The sequence below is a fragment of the Ruminococcus sp. FC2018 genome, from assembly GCF_000621805.1.
In the GTDB taxonomy this organism is placed as follows: Bacteria; Bacillota; Clostridia; order Oscillospirales; family Ruminococcaceae; genus Hominimerdicola.
Genome location: NZ_JHXH01000003.1, coordinates 178,392 through 194,813, shown reverse-complemented (window position 1 = coordinate 194,813; position 16,422 = coordinate 178,392). Strand labels below are relative to the sequence as shown.

Sequence of the window (16,422 nt, the reverse complement as noted above, 5' to 3'; positions counted from 1 at the left end):
ATAAAAGGTTTAGGAAAGGGGTCTGGGGGACAACCCTTCTCCAAAAGGGTTTCCCCCAGCTGCTCGACAAGCATACCCCGATAAATTCTGATTTAGAGCAGATAAATTATACAACAGAAAGAGGAAAGAGAATGAAACTGCTGATAAAAAAGCTTGATGAACGTGCGGTAATACCTGCGAGGCAGACACAGTTCAGCGCAGGGTACGACTTGAGTGCCTGCTGCGGTGAGCCGATAACGGTCAAGGCAGGGCAGACGGTCAAAGTCCACACGGGCGTTGCTATGGAGATAGACGGCGACAAAAGCACCGTTGGGCTTATCTACGCACGCAGCGGACTTGCCACAAAGTTTGGTCTTGCGCCTGCCAACTGCGTGGGGGTTATCGACTGGGACTACCGAGGCGAGGTCATCGTTGCACTGCACAATTCATCGGAAAACGACTTTGTGATAAATCACGGCGACAGGATAGCGCAGCTGGTGCTTGCCCCTGTTTTCACTCCGGAGGTGGAAGTGGCAGACGAGCTGAGCGGCACGGTGAGAGGAGAAGGGGGCTTTGGCTCCACAAACAAGTGATATGGGCGGATTTTTCACGAAAAATCCCACGGTGATACTTGCGCTGATAGGGCTTTTGCTGTCGGTACTTAACCTTGTCAACCTGCTGAAAAACCGCAAGCGTGACCACTTTGTTTCGGGGATACCGCTGTTGGGCGGACTGTTTATACTTATCGGCTTTTTGCTTTCGCACCACAAGATCTGGGCGCTTTTGTGCTTTACGGATTACTCCTGGCTGATGCTGCCGTGTTCGCTTATATTCGGCGGAAAAACTAATCAGAAGAAAGAGGATAACAAGGAAAATGAAGATAGTAAACGCTAAGATTTATACCTGCGACGAGGTTTTCACGGTCATCGACAACGGCTTTGTGGAGGTGCAGGACGGAAAGATAGCGCAGGTGGGCGAGTGCGCTGTCGGCAGTGCAGGGGACATTGATGCCCATGGCAAAAGCCTTTTCCCCGGCTTTATCGACTGCCACACACACCTGGGACTGACCACAAGCGGTGTGGGCTTTGAGGGCGAGGACCTTAACGAGTCGGTTGATGCTTGCACGCCGCAGCTGCGGATAATCGACGGCATAAATCCCCTTGACTACTCCTTTGAGCTTGCACGAAAGGCAGGAATTACATCGGCAGTGGTTTCCCCCGGCTCGGCAAACGCTGTCGCAGGGCAGATATATGCCATTAAGACCGCAGGAAAGCGTATTGACAAAATGTCCATGGGACAGGTGGGGATAAAATTTTCGCTTGGCGAGAACCCAAAGATGACTTATAACGACCGTGACGAGACACCTGTCACAAGAATGGCAGTCGCTGCGGTGATAAGAGAGGCTTTATACAAGGCGAAACGCTACGGACAGGACATTGAAAAGGCGCTCGGCGAGGACGGCGATATGCCCGAGTACGACATAAAAAGCGAGGCGCTTTTGCCCCTTGTGGATAAAAAGATAAAGGCGCATTTCCACTGCCACAGGGCGGACGATATTTTCACGGCGGTGAGGATAGCAAGCGAGTTCGATCTTGACTACACGCTTGTCCACTGCACCGACGGGTATCTGATAGCTGACGAGCTGGCACAGGAAAGCTGCTCGGCGGTGATAGGACCTGTTATTTGCGACAGGTGCAAGCCCGAGATGGCATCACTTAGCCCCGAAAATGCGGCAATTCTGGCGAAAAACGGCGTGACGGTGGCTGTGTGCACAGATCACTCGGAAGTACCGATAGAGTATCTGCCGTTGTCGGTGGGTATCTGCCGCAAGAACGGTCTGAGCTTTGAGGACGCAGTTCTGAGCGTGACGAGGAACGCCGCCCGGATCGCAGGGATAGCGGACAGAGTCGGCTCGATTGAGGTCGGTAAGGACGCCGATATCACGCTGTTTGAGTGCGACCCGTTTGAGGTCATGAGTTCACCCGAAATTGTAATGATAGGTGGAGAGATAATAAGCTAAATCAGAATTTACCGCCGCGGCGGCACGCTTGTCCGTCGCATATCGGTTTGAGCAGACAGCGGCTTTCGTGCCGCTCCGGGCTTTCACTTTGTGATAACTGTACAAGAGTAGAGCCGTGTTGTGCAAACCTCGGTAAATCCGCATTTGTTGCGGTATACCTATCAAGTAACTGTGGGTATTCTCTTGGGAGCGCTTTCTCTCAAACTCTTTTTCTGAACTCTACTACTTTTTCGGGATAAGGTGTCGCAGACACCTTGTGCCGAAAAAGCAATAAAAGGTTTAGGAAAGGGGTCTGGGGGACAACCCTTCTCCAAAAGGGTTTCCCCCAGCTGCTCGACAAGCATACCCCGATAAATTCTGATTTATAGTAAGAGGGACGATGGAAATGGGAACATTATATGTAGTCGGCACGCCGATAGGCAACCTTGGGGATATGACGTACAGGGCGGTAGAGACGCTTGAAAAGGTGGATTTTATCTGCGCTGAGGACACCAGGGTGAGTGCTAAGCTGCTGAATTACTTTGAGATAAAAACGCCGCTTGTGAGTTATCACGAGCACAACGCAGCGCAGGTTGGCGAGGGGATCTGTGACAGGGTCGCCGCAGGGGAGAGTGCAGCGATAGTTACCGATGCGGGAATGCCGTGCATATCCGACCCTGGGGAGCTGCTGGTCAGGATGTGTTATGACAGGGGGATAAGAGTCGAGGTCGTACCCGGTCCCAGCGCAGTAATATCGGGGCTTGCCATAAGCGGACTTAACACCAAAAATTTTCAGTTCGAGGGTTTTTTGTCGGTGACGAAAAAGCAGCGGCAGGAGCATCTTGCGGCGGTGAAGAATTCCACACACACCCTTGTGTTTTACGAAGCACCCCACAAGCTGCTGAGCACGCTGGAGGATATGCTGAAATTTTTTGGGGACAGGAAGATATCCCTTTGCAGGGAGCTGACAAAGCTCCACGAGGAGGTCATACGCACCACTCTTTCCGGGGCGGTGGAGATGTATAAAAACGTCAAACCAAAGGGCGAGTTTGTGCTGGTGATCGAGGGCGCAAAGGAGTCCGAGCTTGTAAAGGCAGAGACTGTTGACGAAGCACTGGTGCAGGTCAGAGCGTTGATGCAAAACGGAATGAGGGGAGCCGACGCCTGCAAGGAGATAGCCAAGGCGACGGGATTTTCAAAGGCAGAGCTATACGCAAAACTGCTTGAAGAGAGGGAGTAAAGGGAAATGAAGATAAAAGACTTCTTTTTGATGACACCAAAGAAATTCAAGAGAATAATGAAGGAACAGTTTGCAAAGCCTGAGGGCGTTGCGGGAGATTTTTTTACCCTTGCCATGAACGTGATAAACTTTAAGCTTTACAACGCAGTTTATAATTTTGTGGGCAAGGACGAGGGCTCGAAAATACTGGATGTTGGCTTTGGAAACGGAGATATGCTCAAAAGGCTGGACGAAAAGCTGGATAATGTCAAGCTGTACGGTGTGGATATTTCCGACCATATGGTTGTGGTGGCAACAAGTGTGAACCAGGATGCGGTGGACAAGGACAGAATGTTTCTGCAAAACGCATCGGTGGAGGAGCTGCCCTACGACGACGATTATTTTGACACGGTGTACACCATAAATACCATTTATTTCTGGCAGGACAGGGAGAAATCGCTCAGCGAGATATTAAGGGTGCTCAGACCGGGAGGAAAGTTTATCTGCGCCTTTTACAGCAGGGATTACTTTGAGAGAAAAAAGCAGTTTATGTCCGAGGAGGAAACCTACTATTCTCCCAGAGAGCTGAGAGATGTTATCAGCGATGCAGGCTTTGACAACGCAAAGATAAAAGTTGTTGACAGCAAGAAATTTATGTATTGCCTTGTGTGCGAAAAAAGAGGGAACGATGCCGATGCAGATAAAACTCATGGACCGCAGCAGCTATAAAGACGCTGCGGCAATAATGGCACAGTGCCTTTCGCAGCCATGGAGCGAAAAGACCTTGTTTCAGGAGCTTTCAAACCCCAATGCACATTCCTATGTTGCCTATGAAGACGGGGAAGCGGCAGGCTTTCTCAGCGTGTGGGAGGTGTTCGGCGAGGTGAGCATAAACAATATCGCCGTGGTGGAAAAGTTCCGCCGAAGGGGTATAGCAAAGGCTCTGATGGAGCATATGCTCGGAGAGCTTTCCCACGCTTTGAGCGTTACCCTTGAGGTGAGGCGTTCAAACGCCGCTGCAATAGCTTTATACCAAAGCTTTGGCTTTGCTGTGGCAGGGGAGAGAAAAAACTTTTACTCTTACCCCACAGAGGACGCCATTCTTATGACAAAATATCTGAACGGAGAAAAGTAATGGAGCACACCGACCTTACATTTGAAGACCTGGGAAAGGGATTCAGGGTATGTATTTCCACCGAGCACAGGTTCGGAACGGACGCATTCCTGCTTGCGGATTTTGCACGACCAAGGCATAAGGATACCGTTTGCGACCTTTGTACGGGCTGCGGGATAATCCCAATGATAATCCAGAGGAATTTTCAGCCAAGAAAGATATACGCTGTGGAATTGCAGCAAAAGGCGTATGACCAGCTAAAGCTTTCCATAAGAGAGTCCGGGGCGGATAATACAGAGGCGGTGCTTGGGGATCTGAGAGAGTGGAAAAGCCCTGAGCAGCTTGATGTTATCACCTGCAACCCCCCTTACAAGATAAGCGGTACGGGAGCGAAAAATAACAGCCTGGCGGTGTCTATTGCACGCCATGAGATGATGTGTACCGTGGACGATGTGTGTGCCGCTGCGGCAAGAAATCTTCGCTTCGGCGGGCGGCTCTGTCTTTGCAACAGACCTGAAAGGCTCAGCGATATAATCACCGCTATGCGTGCAAACGGCATTGAGCCGAAACGGCTTCGCACCGTTCACAAAAATCCCGAGTGCGCCCCATGGCTGGTGCTTGTGGAGGGGCGCAAGGGCGGAAACAACTTTATCCGGATAGAAAAGCCCCTGTATGTGAGGTCAAGCGACGGCGGCATCTCTGAAGAAATGCAGAGCATCTACACCGCAGAGATAAGAGAATAGTTGGGGAAAACCCTTTAAAAGGACTGATAGACAATGAAGATACTTGGAATAGAAAGCTCCTGCGACGAGACTGCCTGCTCGGTGGTGGAGGACGGAAAGACCGTCCTTTCAAACGTCGTTGCAAGCCAGATAGACGAGCACAGGCTTTACGGTGGAGTCGTTCCCGAGATAGCCTCACGCCGCCATGCGGAAAATATCGGCTGGGTGACCAGGGAAGCTCTTGAAAAGGCAGAGTGTACCCTTGAGGACATAGATGCTGTTGCGGTGACTTATGCCCCGGGGCTTATCGGTGCGCTGCTTGTGGGTGTGAGCTTTGCAAAGGGACTTGCGATGAGCGCAAAAAAGCCCCTTGTTCCCGTGCATCATATCGCAGGTCACATTGCGGCAAACTATATCTCCCACCCGGAGCTGAAACCGCCTTATCTGTGCCTTGTGGTATCGGGAGGACATTCCCACATCGTTGAGGTGCTTGACTATACAAAGTACCACGTTATCGGGCGCACCCGTGACGATGCCGCAGGCGAGTGCTTTGACAAGGTCGCACGAACACTGGGTTACGAATACCCCGGAGGGAAATTCATTGACGCTGCGGCGAAAAACGGCGATGACAAAGCTTTTGTCCTGCCCCACCCCAAGGTCCAGGGCAGCGAGTACGACCTGTCGTTTTCGGGGCTTAAAACAGCGGTGATAAACCTTGTTCACAATTCACAGCAAAAGGGAATTGAAATAAACCGTGAGGACATGGCGGCATCTTTCCAGAAGACCATTGCGGATATACTTTGCCAAAAACTTATGCTTGCATCGGAAAATTACGGGTATACTACCATTGCGGTGGCAGGAGGAGTGTCGGCAAATTCCGGGGTGCGTGAAAAGATAGCGGCGGAGTGTGAAAAGCGCAATTACAAGCTTTATCTGCCCGAGCTGAAATACTGCGGCGACAACGGCGCAATGATAGCCTGTCAGGGTTATTACGACTACCTTGCAGGCAGACGGGCGGATATGTCCCTCAACGCAGTTGCAACTTTGTCCCTCGAAAACCTTTGAACAGTTTGTTCGTGAAATAATTGGGGAAAACCCTTTTGGAGAAGGGTTGTTCCCCAAACCCCTTTCCTAAACCTCTTAATGCAATTCGAGGATATGGGGAAGAACCCCATATCCCCGAATTGTACTGAAAGTCTAAGAGAGAGTTCAGAGAATAGCACTTCCAAGAGGATACTCTCAATTATTCGGCGGACAGACTGTTCAAAAATACCAAGAAACAGGAGCATACACTTATGGTTTTACTTGCAATAGACGGAAACAGTATAATGAACAGGGCGTTTTACGGCATAAAAGCGCTTTCAAACTCGAAAGGTCAGTTCACCAACGCCATCACAGGCTTTATGAACATCTACCTCAAAGAGCTTTCACAGGTACAGCCCGACTGCGCTGCGGTGGCGTTTGACCTGAGAGCACCTACTTTCCGCCACAAAGCCAATGCGGACTATAAAGCCAACCGCAAGGGTATGCCTGCGGAGCTTGCCCAGCAGATGCCTGTGATAAAAGAGCTGCTCACCGATTTGGGGGTAAGGATAGTTGAGTGTGAGGGCTACGAGGCAGACGATATTCTGGGTACGCTGTCAAAGGCGTGTGCCGACAGCGGAAACGAATGCTTTATCCTCACAGGCGACAGAGACAGCTTCCAGCTTGTGTCGGACAAAGTCACGGTCCGCCTTGCAGGCACAAAGGAAACAAAGATATATACTCCCGAAAGGATAATGGAAGAATACGGCGTACAGCCCCGTCAGATGATAGAGGTCAAGGCGCTTATGGGGGATGCCTCGGACAACATAAAGGGCGTTGCGGGCATTGGCGAGAAAACAGCTCTCAGCCTTATACAGCAGACAGGGAGCGTTGACGCACTTTATGAAAAGCTTGCCGATATAAAGCTTACCCCGTCGGTGAGGGCAAAGCTTGAAAACGGGCACAAGGATGCCCTTGACAGCAGATTTCTTGCGGAGATCTTTCTTGAAGTGCCTATTGACACCAATATTGAGAATTACAAGCTTACAGGGGGCGACAAAGTAAAGACCGGTGAGCTTCTGGCAGGGCTTGAAATGTTCAGACTAATGGAAAGGCTTGGCGCAAGCGGTGAGGGAGTACAGGCAGAGCCGGAGGAAAAGCTGAAGCTTTCACAGCTTGAAAAAATAGACTGTGAAGAGCTTGACCAAAGCTGTATCGGGATCTTTGAAAAGGCAAAAAGAATCGGCTTGCAGCTTAAAGACGACACCCTGAAAGTTATCTGCGGCAATACGGTCTATGTGACAAAAGACAGAGAGCTTATTACGGCGGTGCTGGAGTCGGAGTGTGTAAAGGGGGCTTTTGAAGGCAAGAGCCTGCATATGTTTGCGCTGGGACAGGGCACCGTGGTGAGAGAGCTTGCTTTCTGCTGCGACCTGGCAGGCTATCTTTTAAACTCCCAGTCAAGCGACTACACCGTGGAAAATCTCTGTCTTGCATACAAGGTGACATATCGCAGCGACTGCGGTGAAAATGCCGATATAGCCAGCCTGCCCGGACTGTGGGAAAACCTTGAAGGGCAGCTGGAGCAGACAGGTATGACAGGGCTTTTCAATGACATTGAGCTGCCCCTTTGCCGGGTGCTGGCATCTATGGAGTTTTATGGTGTAAAGGCTGATGTTGAGGGCATAAAGCAGTTCGGAGAGGGGCTTAAAGACAAGATAGCTCAGCTCACGGGACAGATATACGAATATGCCGGCGAGGAGTTCAATATCGCATCTACAAAGCAGCTTGGGAGCATACTCTTTGAAAAGCTGGGACTGCCCGCCAAAAAGAAAACCAAAAGCGGCTATTCCACCGGCGCAGAGGTGCTGGAATCGCTTTCGGACAAGCACCCCATAATTCCGCTGATACTCGAATACCGCACTCTAACAAAGCTTGATTCCACCTACGTTGAGGGGCTGCTCAAACAGATAGGACAGGACGGTCGTGTCCACTCTGTATTCAAGCAGACGGAGACAAGGACCGGGCGTATATCCTCGGCGGAGCCGAATATGCAGAATATCCCCGTTCGCAAGGAGATAGGGCGCAACATGAGAAAGTTCTTTGTTGCAAAGGATGGGTATGAGCTTGTGGATGCGGACTATTCCCAGATAGAGCTGCGTGTGCTTGCCTGTGTGTGCGGCGATGAGAATATGCAGCAGGCGTTCCTCAGCGGAAAGGATATCCACCGCTCAACGGCGGCGCAGGTATTTGACCTGCCGGAGGATTTTGTAAGCGATGAGATGAGGCGTGCTGCAAAGGCAGTTAATTTCGGTATAATCTACGGTATCGGTGCCTTTTCTCTTTCAAAGGATATAGGAGTCACCGTGGCGGAGGCAAAGCAGTATATCAAAAACTACCTTGCCAACTATCCGAAGGTGTCGGAGTTTATGGATAAGACCGTGCAGGACGGCATAGCAAACGGCTATGTCACCACCATTTTCGGCAGGCGCAGATATATCCCCGAGCTTCACGCATCAAACAAAATGGTGCAGGAGTTCGGCAAAAGAGCAGCCATGAACGCCCCCATACAGGGAGCTGCGGCTGACATAATCAAGCTTGCCATGGTCAGGGTGTATCAGAGGATAGAGCAGGAAAAGCTTGATGCACGGCTTATATTGCAGGTGCATGACGAGCTTATAATAGAGGTATCGAAAAAGGATAAAGACAAGGCTGAAAAGCTCCTTAAAGAGGAGATGGAGGGCGCAGTAAGACTTGCAGTGCCCTTTACCGCAGATGTACACAGCGGGCATAGCTGGTATGATGCAAAGAGCTGAGCCTTGGAAAAAGTGACAGGCATATATCACGTAACAAGAGGGTGATGCGATTGTTGGAAATAGCCAATGAAGATTTTGTAAAGCTTGTAAAGTTTATAAAAGACCGCTACGGACTTAACCTTGAGGACAGAAAAATACTGGTGGAGAGCCGTCTGAGCAACTATGTTCTTGACTGCGGATTTGACAATTTTTCCGACTATCTCAGGCTTGTTTATAACGATTCCACTCAGCGCGAAGTGGCGAATATGATAAACAGGCTCACCACCAACCATACATACTTTATGCGTGAAACAGCGCACTTTCAGCATATGATGGGCATTTTCCTGCCCTATGCGGAAAAGAATGTCAAGGATAAGACCCTGAGTATCTGGAGTGCAGGCTGTTCTTACGGCAACGAGCCTTATAATATTGCCATGTGCCTTGACGAGTACTTCGGCGAACAAAGAAAACAGTGGGATCTGAAAATACTTGCCACGGATATTTCATACAATGCATTAAAGAGTGCATCAAACGGGGTTTTCTCCCCCTCTGCCATTAAGAATGTGCCGGACAGGTGGAGGGAAAAGTATTTTACCCACACCCAGTTCGGAGATTATAAGGTCATAGACGAGATACGAAATAACGTTGTGTTCAGGTATCACAATCTTATGGAGGACATTGCCTTCAAGAGAAAGTTCCACCTTATCTTCTGCCGCAACGTAATGATATATTTCAACGACGAGGCAAGGGCAAAGCTTTGCAAAAAGTTTTACGATGCCACAGAGCCGGGGGGATATCTCTACACAGGGCACGCCGAGAGCATACCCGATGATATGCCATACAAACGCATATCTACCGCCATTTACAGAAAGGTGGTGGAGAGCAGATGATAAAGGGAAAAGGGAAAATACTTATCATTGCTGATGACCAGCGCTTCACATCTGTAATTCAGGAGCTGGTCAAAAAGCAATCGTGCTCTGACCTTGTGATAGAGACCTGCCTGCTGCCCCAGGGTAAAAACTCAGTCAAAGAGACTATGCCCGATGTTATAATCATGGACGGGGACAGGTACTCAAAGGAAAAAACAGCGGAATATATCCGAAATCTTATGCCCAAGTATTCAAGACCGCTTATCGTGTGTACTGTAAAGCATAACTCAAATTACGGCTTTATGAGTGCAGGAGCATCGGACGTTGTGATGAAGCCGGAGGAGGATAGCGAGCTGTTTTCGTCAAGGCTTTGTTCCAGCCTTGAAAGACTTTTGAAAAAAGGGTATGTCGCAAGTACAGCCCCGGTAAGCCACCTGGGACACAGGCTTGGTAAGCTGATCGCTATCGGCGGCTCCACAGGGAGCACACAGGCTCTGCCGGTTATACTTGAAGGGTTAAAAGGTGATATGCCCCCTATCGTTGCGGTGCTGCATATGCCAAGGGAGTACACCCGGATATATGCCCAGCAGCTTGACAAGACCACTCGCTTTGACGTTGTGGAAGCGCACAGCGGACTGTATCTTAAAAACAACATGGTTGTCATTGCAAAGGGCGGAGAGCATCTCAGAGTTTTCAGCGACAAGGAAGGCTACTTTGTCACTTCCGAGGAGGGTATAAAGGTCTCGGGGCACTGTCCCTCGGTGGATGTGCTTTTTGACTCGGTGGCTTACTGCGGAAAGAAAAATGCGCTGGGAGTTATCCTTACAGGAATGGGCTCGGACGGTGCCGCAGGTTTGCTCAATATGAGGAAAATGGGTGCTGTGACGCTGGGACAGAGCCGTGAAGGCTGCGTTGTTTACGGAATGCCCAGAGCTGCCTTTGAAAACGGCAGCGTAAAGCGTCAGGTGAGCCTTGAAAGAATGGCAGGGGAGATCGAACTGAGGCTTAAAACTATGGATAAGGAAGGTGAGCGGTAATGGATATGGCGGAAGCTGAGAAATACCTGGTGTTTGAGGTGGACGGACATATTTTTTCGGTGGACTTTAAAAACGTAAGGCAGATAGTGCCTGCGGTGAAGCCGGAAAGTATACCCGACTTTCCCGATTATGTTCCGGGGACATTCAGGTTTGAGGAGAAGTATGTGCCGGTAATAGACCTGCGCAGAAGATTCGGATACACCCCAAAGGAAATAGGGGACAGGGACTGCTTTATCGTTACAAACACCGAGAAACGGGCGGCTTTGCTGGTGGACAGGATATTCGGATTTGAGGAAAAGACCGCTGAGCAGATACAGCCTGCGGTGGAGCTTAACCGGGATGCAAGCGCAAGGTTCCTTGAAGGGGAATTTACCGATGCCTCAGGCAGAGAGTGCAGACTTATCGACCCGGAAAAGGTGATAAAACTGGGCGATGAGAGGATATTTGAAAAAGAGGAATAATAAAAGACCGGGAGCTCCCCGGTCTTTTTTATGCCTGTGTGCTATTTGTGGTTGAAATAAAATATAGCCAGCTGGGTGCGGTCACGCAGGTCCAGCTTTTCAAGTATCTGGCTGAGATAGTTGCGCACGGTGCCCTCGCTGAGGAACATTTCGCCGGCTATCTCCTTGTTGCTCATGCCTCTGGCAACAAGAGTTGTAAGCTCCCATTCCTTATCGGTAAGCCCATAGCGGGAATAGTCAAAGCTTTCGCTTCCCGAAATAAGCTCCGGCAGCCGGTCAATTACCGATTCCCCGAACACCCGCTGTCCGTTCATCACCGCCTGAAGCGCAGGCTCGATGCCGCCGTAATCCTGCTTGAGGATATATCCCTTTGCGCCGATGTTCAAAGCCTTTACTATGTACTCGTCGTCGGAAAAGGTGGTAAGGTACAGTATCTTTGCGTCCTTGTGTGTGGAAAGTATCTTTTCACCCGCCTCAAGTCCGCTCATTCCCTGCATACGAATGTCCATAAGCATAACGTCAGGGAGGTAACGCTCGTAAAGAGTTATTGCCTCCTCGCCGCTGTGTCCCATGGCGGAAATATTTATTTTGCCTGTGCTTTCCAGAATGGTTTTAAGCGATATGGCAACAAGCTTGTCGTCGTCAATAACTACTATGTTCATCAGTTTTACTCTCCGTTCTTTTTCATTATGCTCACAAATATCTTAAAACCCTGTTTGCCCGGGGTTATATTGAGCACGCCCCCAAGCGCAGCCACACGTTCATGCATATTTTCAAGACCGATACCCCCGGTGCCTATACTTTTGCTGCACTGACCGTTGTCCTCAACGCACATGGTGCACATACCCGGGTGGTCCCGTACGGTAATGGTGACAGCATCGCCGTTTGAGTGTTTGATGATATTGTTCACCGCTTCCTTGGCAATGGCAATAAAGCAGTATTTTATCTTGCCGTTTATGTGGTCAGAAATGTCATACTCAAAGTTCACCCTGTAATTGTCCCTCAGCGGAGCAATAGCATCACGCAAAGAGCCCTCCAGGTCAATGGAATCGTCGTGCAGGTCATGGACACTTCTGCGTATTGAGTCCATTGCCTCATCAAGGGTGGTTTTAATGCTTTCCAGAGGTTCTTTAAGCTCCTCGTCCTTGTTGATTATCTGTATGGCACCCATTTGCAGTATGGTGCGTGTGAGCATATGTCCCACGTTGTCGTGTATCTCACGGGCAATGCGGTTACGCTCCTTGAGCTTGGCAAGGTGCACCTCGTTGTCCTGGGCTTCAAGCAGACGCTGGTTTTTTTCCATAAGCGCATTGCTGTATTCCACGGCACTGTCACGGGTAACGATAAGCTCCCGTCCCAGCCTGCCGGAGCGGCTGCTGAGTTTTTCAACCAGCACAGCCACCACCACAAACGCAGGCACCTTTACAAGAAGCCACATATTTTCCTCTGCCGTGCAGTATATAAGAGCAGCCAGCGCAGGGGCTATAAGAGGATAAAGTCTGCGCCGTGAAATGTCGTAAGCTGTCAGAGGGAGATAAAGCGCAAAAACAGGGTGTGCAAAGCAGCATATGATATACGCCGACGAGATGATATACTGCACAGCTCTGCTTTTTGCCACGGTGGAGAGGCAGCCCAATGTAATGCAGCTCAGGACTGCTATAACAGGCATGACGGCGGTGTATTCCATGTCAGAAAGGCAGGTGGAACACATAAGCACAAGTATGAGTTTTTCTGCAAGCTCAGATATGATGTCCGCCCTCCTTTTTAAGTTTCCTGCGGTGTGATTCATAACAACTATATCACACTTTCACGCTTTTTGTCAATCACAAACAATATTACATTTGTCATGTTGATTTGTTACGGTGTTCACTTACAAAAACGTTTTCGTTGTGATATATTTAAGTTACAGAAAAAATAAAGCGGGAGGAATCGAAATGGCAAACACAGTAGTAAAGATAGAAAATCTGGTAAAGAGATATAAGGAGCTTATCGCAGTTGACCACTTTGACCTTGAAATAAAGCAGGGTGAGGTGTTCGGTCTGCTGGGACCAAACGGTTCGGGAAAGACCACGACTATCAACTGCCTGCTTTCACTGCTTGATTTTGACAAGGGCGAGATAGAGATCTTCGGAGAGAAAATGACTCCCACAAACTACGCCCTGAAAAAGCGCATAGGAGTTATCTCACAGAACGTTGCAGTTTACGACGAGCTTACGGTCTACGAGAATATAGATTATTTCTGCGGACTTTATATCACCGATAAGGCAACAAGAAAACAGTATGTTGACGAGGCAATAAAATTTGTCGGGCTGGAGGAGTTCACAAAGTTCAGACCCAAAAAGCTTTCCGGCGGTCTTTTAAGACGTCTGAACATCGCCTGCGGGATAGCCCATAAGCCTGAGCTGATAATACTTGATGAGCCGACCGTTGCGGTTGATCCCCAGAGCAGAAACAGGATACTTGAGGGTATCCTTGAGCTTAACGCACAGGGCGCAACTATTATATATACCTCCCACTACATGGAGGAGGTAGAGCAGATATGTTCACGGATAGCAATAATGGATAAGGGCAAGAATATCGCCCTTGGCACCAAGGCAGAGCTTAAAAAGATGATAAAGAACACCGAAACGGTGTCCATCGAAACAGCACAGCCTGAGGACAGCGTGATACAGCAGCTCAGAGAGCTGCCCCATGTTTACGAGGTAAGCTACAACGACGGAAAGCTTTATGTTTACTGTTCCGGCGGAAAACACAATCTCATAAGGATACTGGGAGTTTTGCAGGAAAAGGATATCCACTTCGGCAGAGTTTATTCCGAGCTTCCAACCCTAAACGACGTGTTCCTTGAAATCACAGGCAAACAGCTGAGAGACAGCGAATGACATGGTAAAGGAGAAACGATATGTTCAGGCATAATTTCAAATATGACATTCTTACCACCTTGCGTGTCAAAGAAGTTATCATATGGCTCATCATCTACCCCATAGCTCTTGGCACATTCTTCAAAGTGGCTTTCGGAAACATCTACGACAACGACATCAAGTTCACCGCCGTCAAGACCGCCGTGGTGATAAATTCGGAGCAAAACGGCAAAGCCTTCCGTCAGGTGGCAGAAGCGATCGGGCAGGATGACGACGCAGCGTTCAGTTTTGTCTACACCGACAAGGATGATGCTCTCAAACAGCTCAAGGACGAGGACGTGCGGGGAATAATCTTTGTTGATGATAAGCTTTCCCTTACCGTTGCATCAAACAGCCTCAAGAGCACCATGCTTGAAAAGTTTGTTGAAAAGTATAACCTTAACGCAAAGATAATCACAGACACAGCAAAAATCGACCCCGCTAAGATACAGACGGTAACACAGGCTCTCACAGAGGAGATAAGCACAGTCAGATCACAGGCTCTTTCAAAGGGCAACACCAATATGTACGACCAGTATTTTTATAATCTCCTGGCGATGGTAGCAATGTTCGGCTCGCTTGCAGGTCTGCACGTTGCAACCCATAATCAGGGAAATCTCTCACCCCTTGGCGCAAGAAAGTGCATCTCCCCCACACCCAAGATAAAAACCATACTTTCAAATCTGTGCGCCACATTTGCCGTACAGGCGATGTGTATGGCGATAGCGGTAACGTTCATAATCACAGTGCTTCGTGTGGATATGGGAAACAGGATCCCTCTTGTTTACCTCACGGCGATACTTGCAGGCTTTGTGGGCAGCTCTCTTGGCTTTGTGATAGGCTCGATAGGAAGATTCAATGAAAGCACAAAGAACGCATTGTGTACTGCATCATCGCTTCTGCTTTGCTTCTGCAGCGGGCTTATGGACGCAAGCATCAAGCAGAAGATCGCAGAATCCTCGTTTGCTTGGTTCAACAAAGTCAACCCGGCGGCAGTTATGTGCGAGAGCTTTTTCAGCCTTAACATCTACGAGGACTACACAAGATATATTCAGTGTGTAGTAACTATGATAATAACGGTAGTGGTATTTATCACACTTGGACTTTTAATGACAAGGAGGCGCAAATATGCAAGTCTTTAAGCTGTTTTTCAGGATATCAAAGACAAAGTGGCTTTCAATGCTTGTGTACATTGGGATATTCCTTATGATACTCAACTTTACAAATGTCAGCGGCGAAAGTAATTCCTTTGCCACTTCAAAAATGGCGCTGACCGTCTACGATAAGGATAACACGACTGCCAGCAGGCAGCTTTGCGAATATCTCAAAAAGGACAACATCATCGTTGATTTTGAGGACGACAACGACAAGCTTATCGACGCTTTGTATGTTACCTCCACAAACTATGTCATCACCATAAACGAGGGCTACCAGGATAAGCTTTCAAAGGGGGAAACAGACGGACTTTTCTCCACACGCTATCTCCACGACAGCTACACAAACAAGCTGGCAGATTCCACCCTTGACACCTACGTTTCCACTGTAAAGGCTTACATGGCAGGGGGCATGGAGCTTTCCAAAGCCATTGACGCAGCCGCAGAGGCACTTTCGGAAAAGACGGACGTAACTTTCGAGACGTTCTCTAACGAGTCATCACAGAGCAAGGCAGCATCATTTTTCAACTACCTTCCCTATGCTCTTCTGAGCATGATCGTCAGCGCTCTTTGTCCGGTGATCGTTGCCATGAACAAGAAAGAGGTGGGTTTCCGCACAAAGTGCTCCAGCATAAAGACCTCCAGCGTATCCGTACAGACTATTGCCGCAAGCAGCATCTTTGTAGTCATCATCTGGCTGATACTTATGGCGCTGGGCATAGGCAAGAACGGCGGAATGTTCTCGGGCAATATGTGGTATGCGGTGCTCAACAGCGTTGCATTTACCCTGGTGTGCGTAGCTATCGCACTGCTGTTCGCAGAGCTTGGCGTAAGCGACAACGCTCTTTCGTTCCTCACTCAGGTGCTCGGTCTTGGAATGGCTTTTCTGTGCGGAATGTTCGTCCCTATGGAGACGCTTTCAAGCGGTGTGCTCTCCGTGGCAAGATTCCTGCCGGCGTTCTGGTACGTCAAGGCAAACAACATGGTGTGCGGTCTTGGTTCGGAGCAGTTCAAGCTCTCCACCGTCATGATGTGCATCGGCGTGCAGGTACTGTTTGCAGCGGCGATCTTCGCAGTATCCCTCATTGTCAAGAAACAGAAAAAAGCACTTTAAGAGATAAAAATGACCTCTGCATTTTGGTGCAGAGGT

17 protein-coding genes are annotated in these 16,422 nt (G+C 49.2%); 15 read left to right on the top strand and 2 right to left on the bottom strand.

The window, feature by feature from the left end; all coding sequences use genetic code 11:
- The first annotated feature begins 131 nt into the window (after positions 1–131).
- From dut to T494_RS0103385, 12 genes are all read left to right on the top strand, one after another.
- Positions 132–572, top strand: coding sequence for a dUTP diphosphatase (gene dut / locus T494_RS0103440; protein ID WP_028505093.1), 441 nt, complete (start codon positions 132–134; stop codon positions 570–572).
- The gene (locus tag T494_RS0103435; RefSeq protein WP_155984022.1) at positions 553–873 is read left to right on the top strand and encodes a hypothetical protein; all 321 of its coding nucleotides are present in this window, start codon (positions 553–555) and stop codon (positions 871–873) included. The genes dut and T494_RS0103435 overlap by 20 nt, the downstream gene beginning before the upstream one ends.
- Positions 854–1,999, top strand: coding sequence for an amidohydrolase (locus tag T494_RS0103430; RefSeq protein WP_028505091.1), 1,146 nt, complete (start codon positions 854–856; stop codon positions 1,997–1,999). The genes T494_RS0103435 and T494_RS0103430 overlap by 20 nt, the downstream gene beginning before the upstream one ends.
- Before the next feature lie 385 nt (positions 2,000–2,384).
- On the top strand, positions 2,385–3,218 hold the full coding sequence (gene rsmI, locus T494_RS0103425; protein ID WP_028505090.1) for a 16S rRNA (cytidine(1402)-2'-O)-methyltransferase: 834 nt from the start codon (positions 2,385–2,387) through the stop codon (positions 3,216–3,218).
- 6 nt (positions 3,219–3,224) lie between these two features.
- Positions 3,225–3,926, top strand: a complete 702-nt coding sequence (locus T494_RS13315; RefSeq protein WP_051540001.1) for a class I SAM-dependent methyltransferase — start codon at positions 3,225–3,227, stop codon at positions 3,924–3,926.
- A complete protein-coding gene (gene rimI / locus T494_RS0103415) occupies positions 3,892–4,332 on the top strand; it encodes a ribosomal protein S18-alanine N-acetyltransferase (RefSeq protein WP_051539998.1) in 441 nt (146 codons plus the stop codon). Before T494_RS13315 ends, rimI begins: the two co-directional genes overlap by 35 nt.
- A complete protein-coding gene (locus T494_RS0103410) occupies positions 4,332–5,054 on the top strand; it encodes a methyltransferase (protein ID WP_051539995.1) in 723 nt (240 codons plus the stop codon). Before rimI ends, T494_RS0103410 begins: the two co-directional genes overlap by 1 nt.
- 33 nt (positions 5,055–5,087) lie before the next feature.
- Entirely contained in the window at positions 5,088–6,098 is a 1,011-nt protein-coding gene (tsaD, locus tag T494_RS0103405; RefSeq protein ID WP_028505087.1) for a tRNA (adenosine(37)-N6)-threonylcarbamoyltransferase complex transferase subunit TsaD, read from the top strand.
- 230 nt (positions 6,099–6,328) lie between these two features.
- On the top strand, positions 6,329–8,872 hold the full coding sequence (gene polA / locus T494_RS0103400; RefSeq protein WP_028505086.1) for a DNA polymerase I: 2,544 nt from the start codon (positions 6,329–6,331) through the stop codon (positions 8,870–8,872).
- Positions 8,873–8,916: 44 nt separating this feature from the next.
- On the top strand, positions 8,917–9,741 hold the full coding sequence (locus tag T494_RS0103395) for a protein-glutamate O-methyltransferase CheR (protein ID WP_051539992.1): 825 nt from the start codon (positions 8,917–8,919) through the stop codon (positions 9,739–9,741).
- On the top strand, positions 9,738–10,757 hold the full coding sequence (locus tag T494_RS0103390; RefSeq protein ID WP_028505084.1) for a chemotaxis protein CheB: 1,020 nt from the start codon (positions 9,738–9,740) through the stop codon (positions 10,755–10,757). Before T494_RS0103395 ends, T494_RS0103390 begins: the two co-directional genes overlap by 4 nt.
- Positions 10,757–11,218: a chemotaxis protein CheW gene (locus T494_RS0103385; protein ID WP_051539989.1), complete on the top strand. Its 462-nt coding sequence runs from the start codon at positions 10,757–10,759 to the stop codon at positions 11,216–11,218. The genes T494_RS0103390 and T494_RS0103385 overlap by 1 nt, the downstream gene beginning before the upstream one ends.
- A gap of 41 nt (positions 11,219–11,259) precedes the next feature.
- On the opposite strand, the gene T494_RS0103380 is transcribed toward T494_RS0103385, so the two are convergent.
- Entirely contained in the window at positions 11,260–11,880 is a 621-nt protein-coding gene (locus tag T494_RS0103380) for a response regulator transcription factor (RefSeq protein WP_028505082.1), read from the bottom strand.
- 5 nt (positions 11,881–11,885) lie between these two features.
- Positions 11,886–13,007, bottom strand: coding sequence for a sensor histidine kinase (locus tag T494_RS0103375; RefSeq protein WP_051539986.1), 1,122 nt, complete (start codon positions 13,005–13,007; stop codon positions 11,886–11,888).
- A 145-nt stretch (positions 13,008–13,152) separates the two neighbouring features.
- Here T494_RS0103375 and T494_RS0103370 point away from each other — a divergent pair, with 145 nt between their 5' ends.
- The 3 genes from T494_RS0103370 to T494_RS0103360 are packed head-to-tail and all read left to right on the top strand — an operon-like array spanning position 13,153 to position 16,386.
- Positions 13,153–14,100: an ABC transporter ATP-binding protein gene (locus tag T494_RS0103370; RefSeq protein WP_028505080.1), complete on the top strand. Its 948-nt coding sequence runs from the start codon at positions 13,153–13,155 to the stop codon at positions 14,098–14,100.
- Positions 14,101–14,120: 20 nt separating this feature from the next.
- A complete protein-coding gene (locus tag T494_RS0103365; protein ID WP_028505079.1) occupies positions 14,121–15,260 on the top strand; it encodes an ABC transporter permease in 1,140 nt (379 codons plus the stop codon).
- Positions 15,247–16,386 carry an ABC transporter permease gene (locus T494_RS0103360; RefSeq protein WP_028505078.1) on the top strand — a complete coding sequence of 380 codons (1,140 nt, stop codon included), beginning with the start codon at positions 15,247–15,249 and terminating at the stop codon, positions 16,384–16,386. The genes T494_RS0103365 and T494_RS0103360 overlap by 14 nt, the downstream gene beginning before the upstream one ends.
- Positions 16,387–16,422: the final 36 nt, after the last annotated feature.

Coding starts and splice junctions, on each gene's coding strand:
- T494_RS0103430 (WP_028505091.1), top strand. CDS start 854: ATGAAGATAGTAAACGCTAAGATTTATACCTGCGACGAGGTTTTCACG.
- T494_RS0103380 (WP_028505082.1), bottom strand. CDS start 11,880: ATGAACATAGTAGTTATTGACGACGACAAGCTTGTTGCCATATCGCTT.
- T494_RS0103360 (WP_028505078.1), top strand. CDS start 15,247: ATGCAAGTCTTTAAGCTGTTTTTCAGGATATCAAAGACAAAGTGGCTT.
- tsaD (WP_028505087.1), top strand. CDS start 5,088: ATGAAGATACTTGGAATAGAAAGCTCCTGCGACGAGACTGCCTGCTCG.
- T494_RS0103395 (WP_051539992.1), top strand. CDS start 8,917: ATGCGATTGTTGGAAATAGCCAATGAAGATTTTGTAAAGCTTGTAAAG.
- polA (WP_028505086.1), top strand. CDS start 6,329: ATGGTTTTACTTGCAATAGACGGAAACAGTATAATGAACAGGGCGTTT.
- T494_RS0103390 (WP_028505084.1), top strand. CDS start 9,738: ATGATAAAGGGAAAAGGGAAAATACTTATCATTGCTGATGACCAGCGC.
- T494_RS0103410 (WP_051539995.1), top strand. CDS start 4,332: ATGGAGCACACCGACCTTACATTTGAAGACCTGGGAAAGGGATTCAGG.
- rimI (WP_051539998.1), top strand. CDS start 3,892: ATGCAGATAAAACTCATGGACCGCAGCAGCTATAAAGACGCTGCGGCA.
- T494_RS0103385 (WP_051539989.1), top strand. CDS start 10,757: ATGGATATGGCGGAAGCTGAGAAATACCTGGTGTTTGAGGTGGACGGA.
- rsmI (WP_028505090.1), top strand. CDS start 2,385: ATGGGAACATTATATGTAGTCGGCACGCCGATAGGCAACCTTGGGGAT.
- T494_RS0103365 (WP_028505079.1), top strand. CDS start 14,121: ATGTTCAGGCATAATTTCAAATATGACATTCTTACCACCTTGCGTGTC.
- dut (WP_028505093.1), top strand. CDS start 132: ATGAAACTGCTGATAAAAAAGCTTGATGAACGTGCGGTAATACCTGCG.
- T494_RS0103370 (WP_028505080.1), top strand. CDS start 13,153: ATGGCAAACACAGTAGTAAAGATAGAAAATCTGGTAAAGAGATATAAG.
- T494_RS13315 (WP_051540001.1), top strand. CDS start 3,225: ATGAAGATAAAAGACTTCTTTTTGATGACACCAAAGAAATTCAAGAGA.
- T494_RS0103375 (WP_051539986.1), bottom strand. CDS start 13,007: ATGAATCACACCGCAGGAAACTTAAAAAGGAGGGCGGACATCATATCT.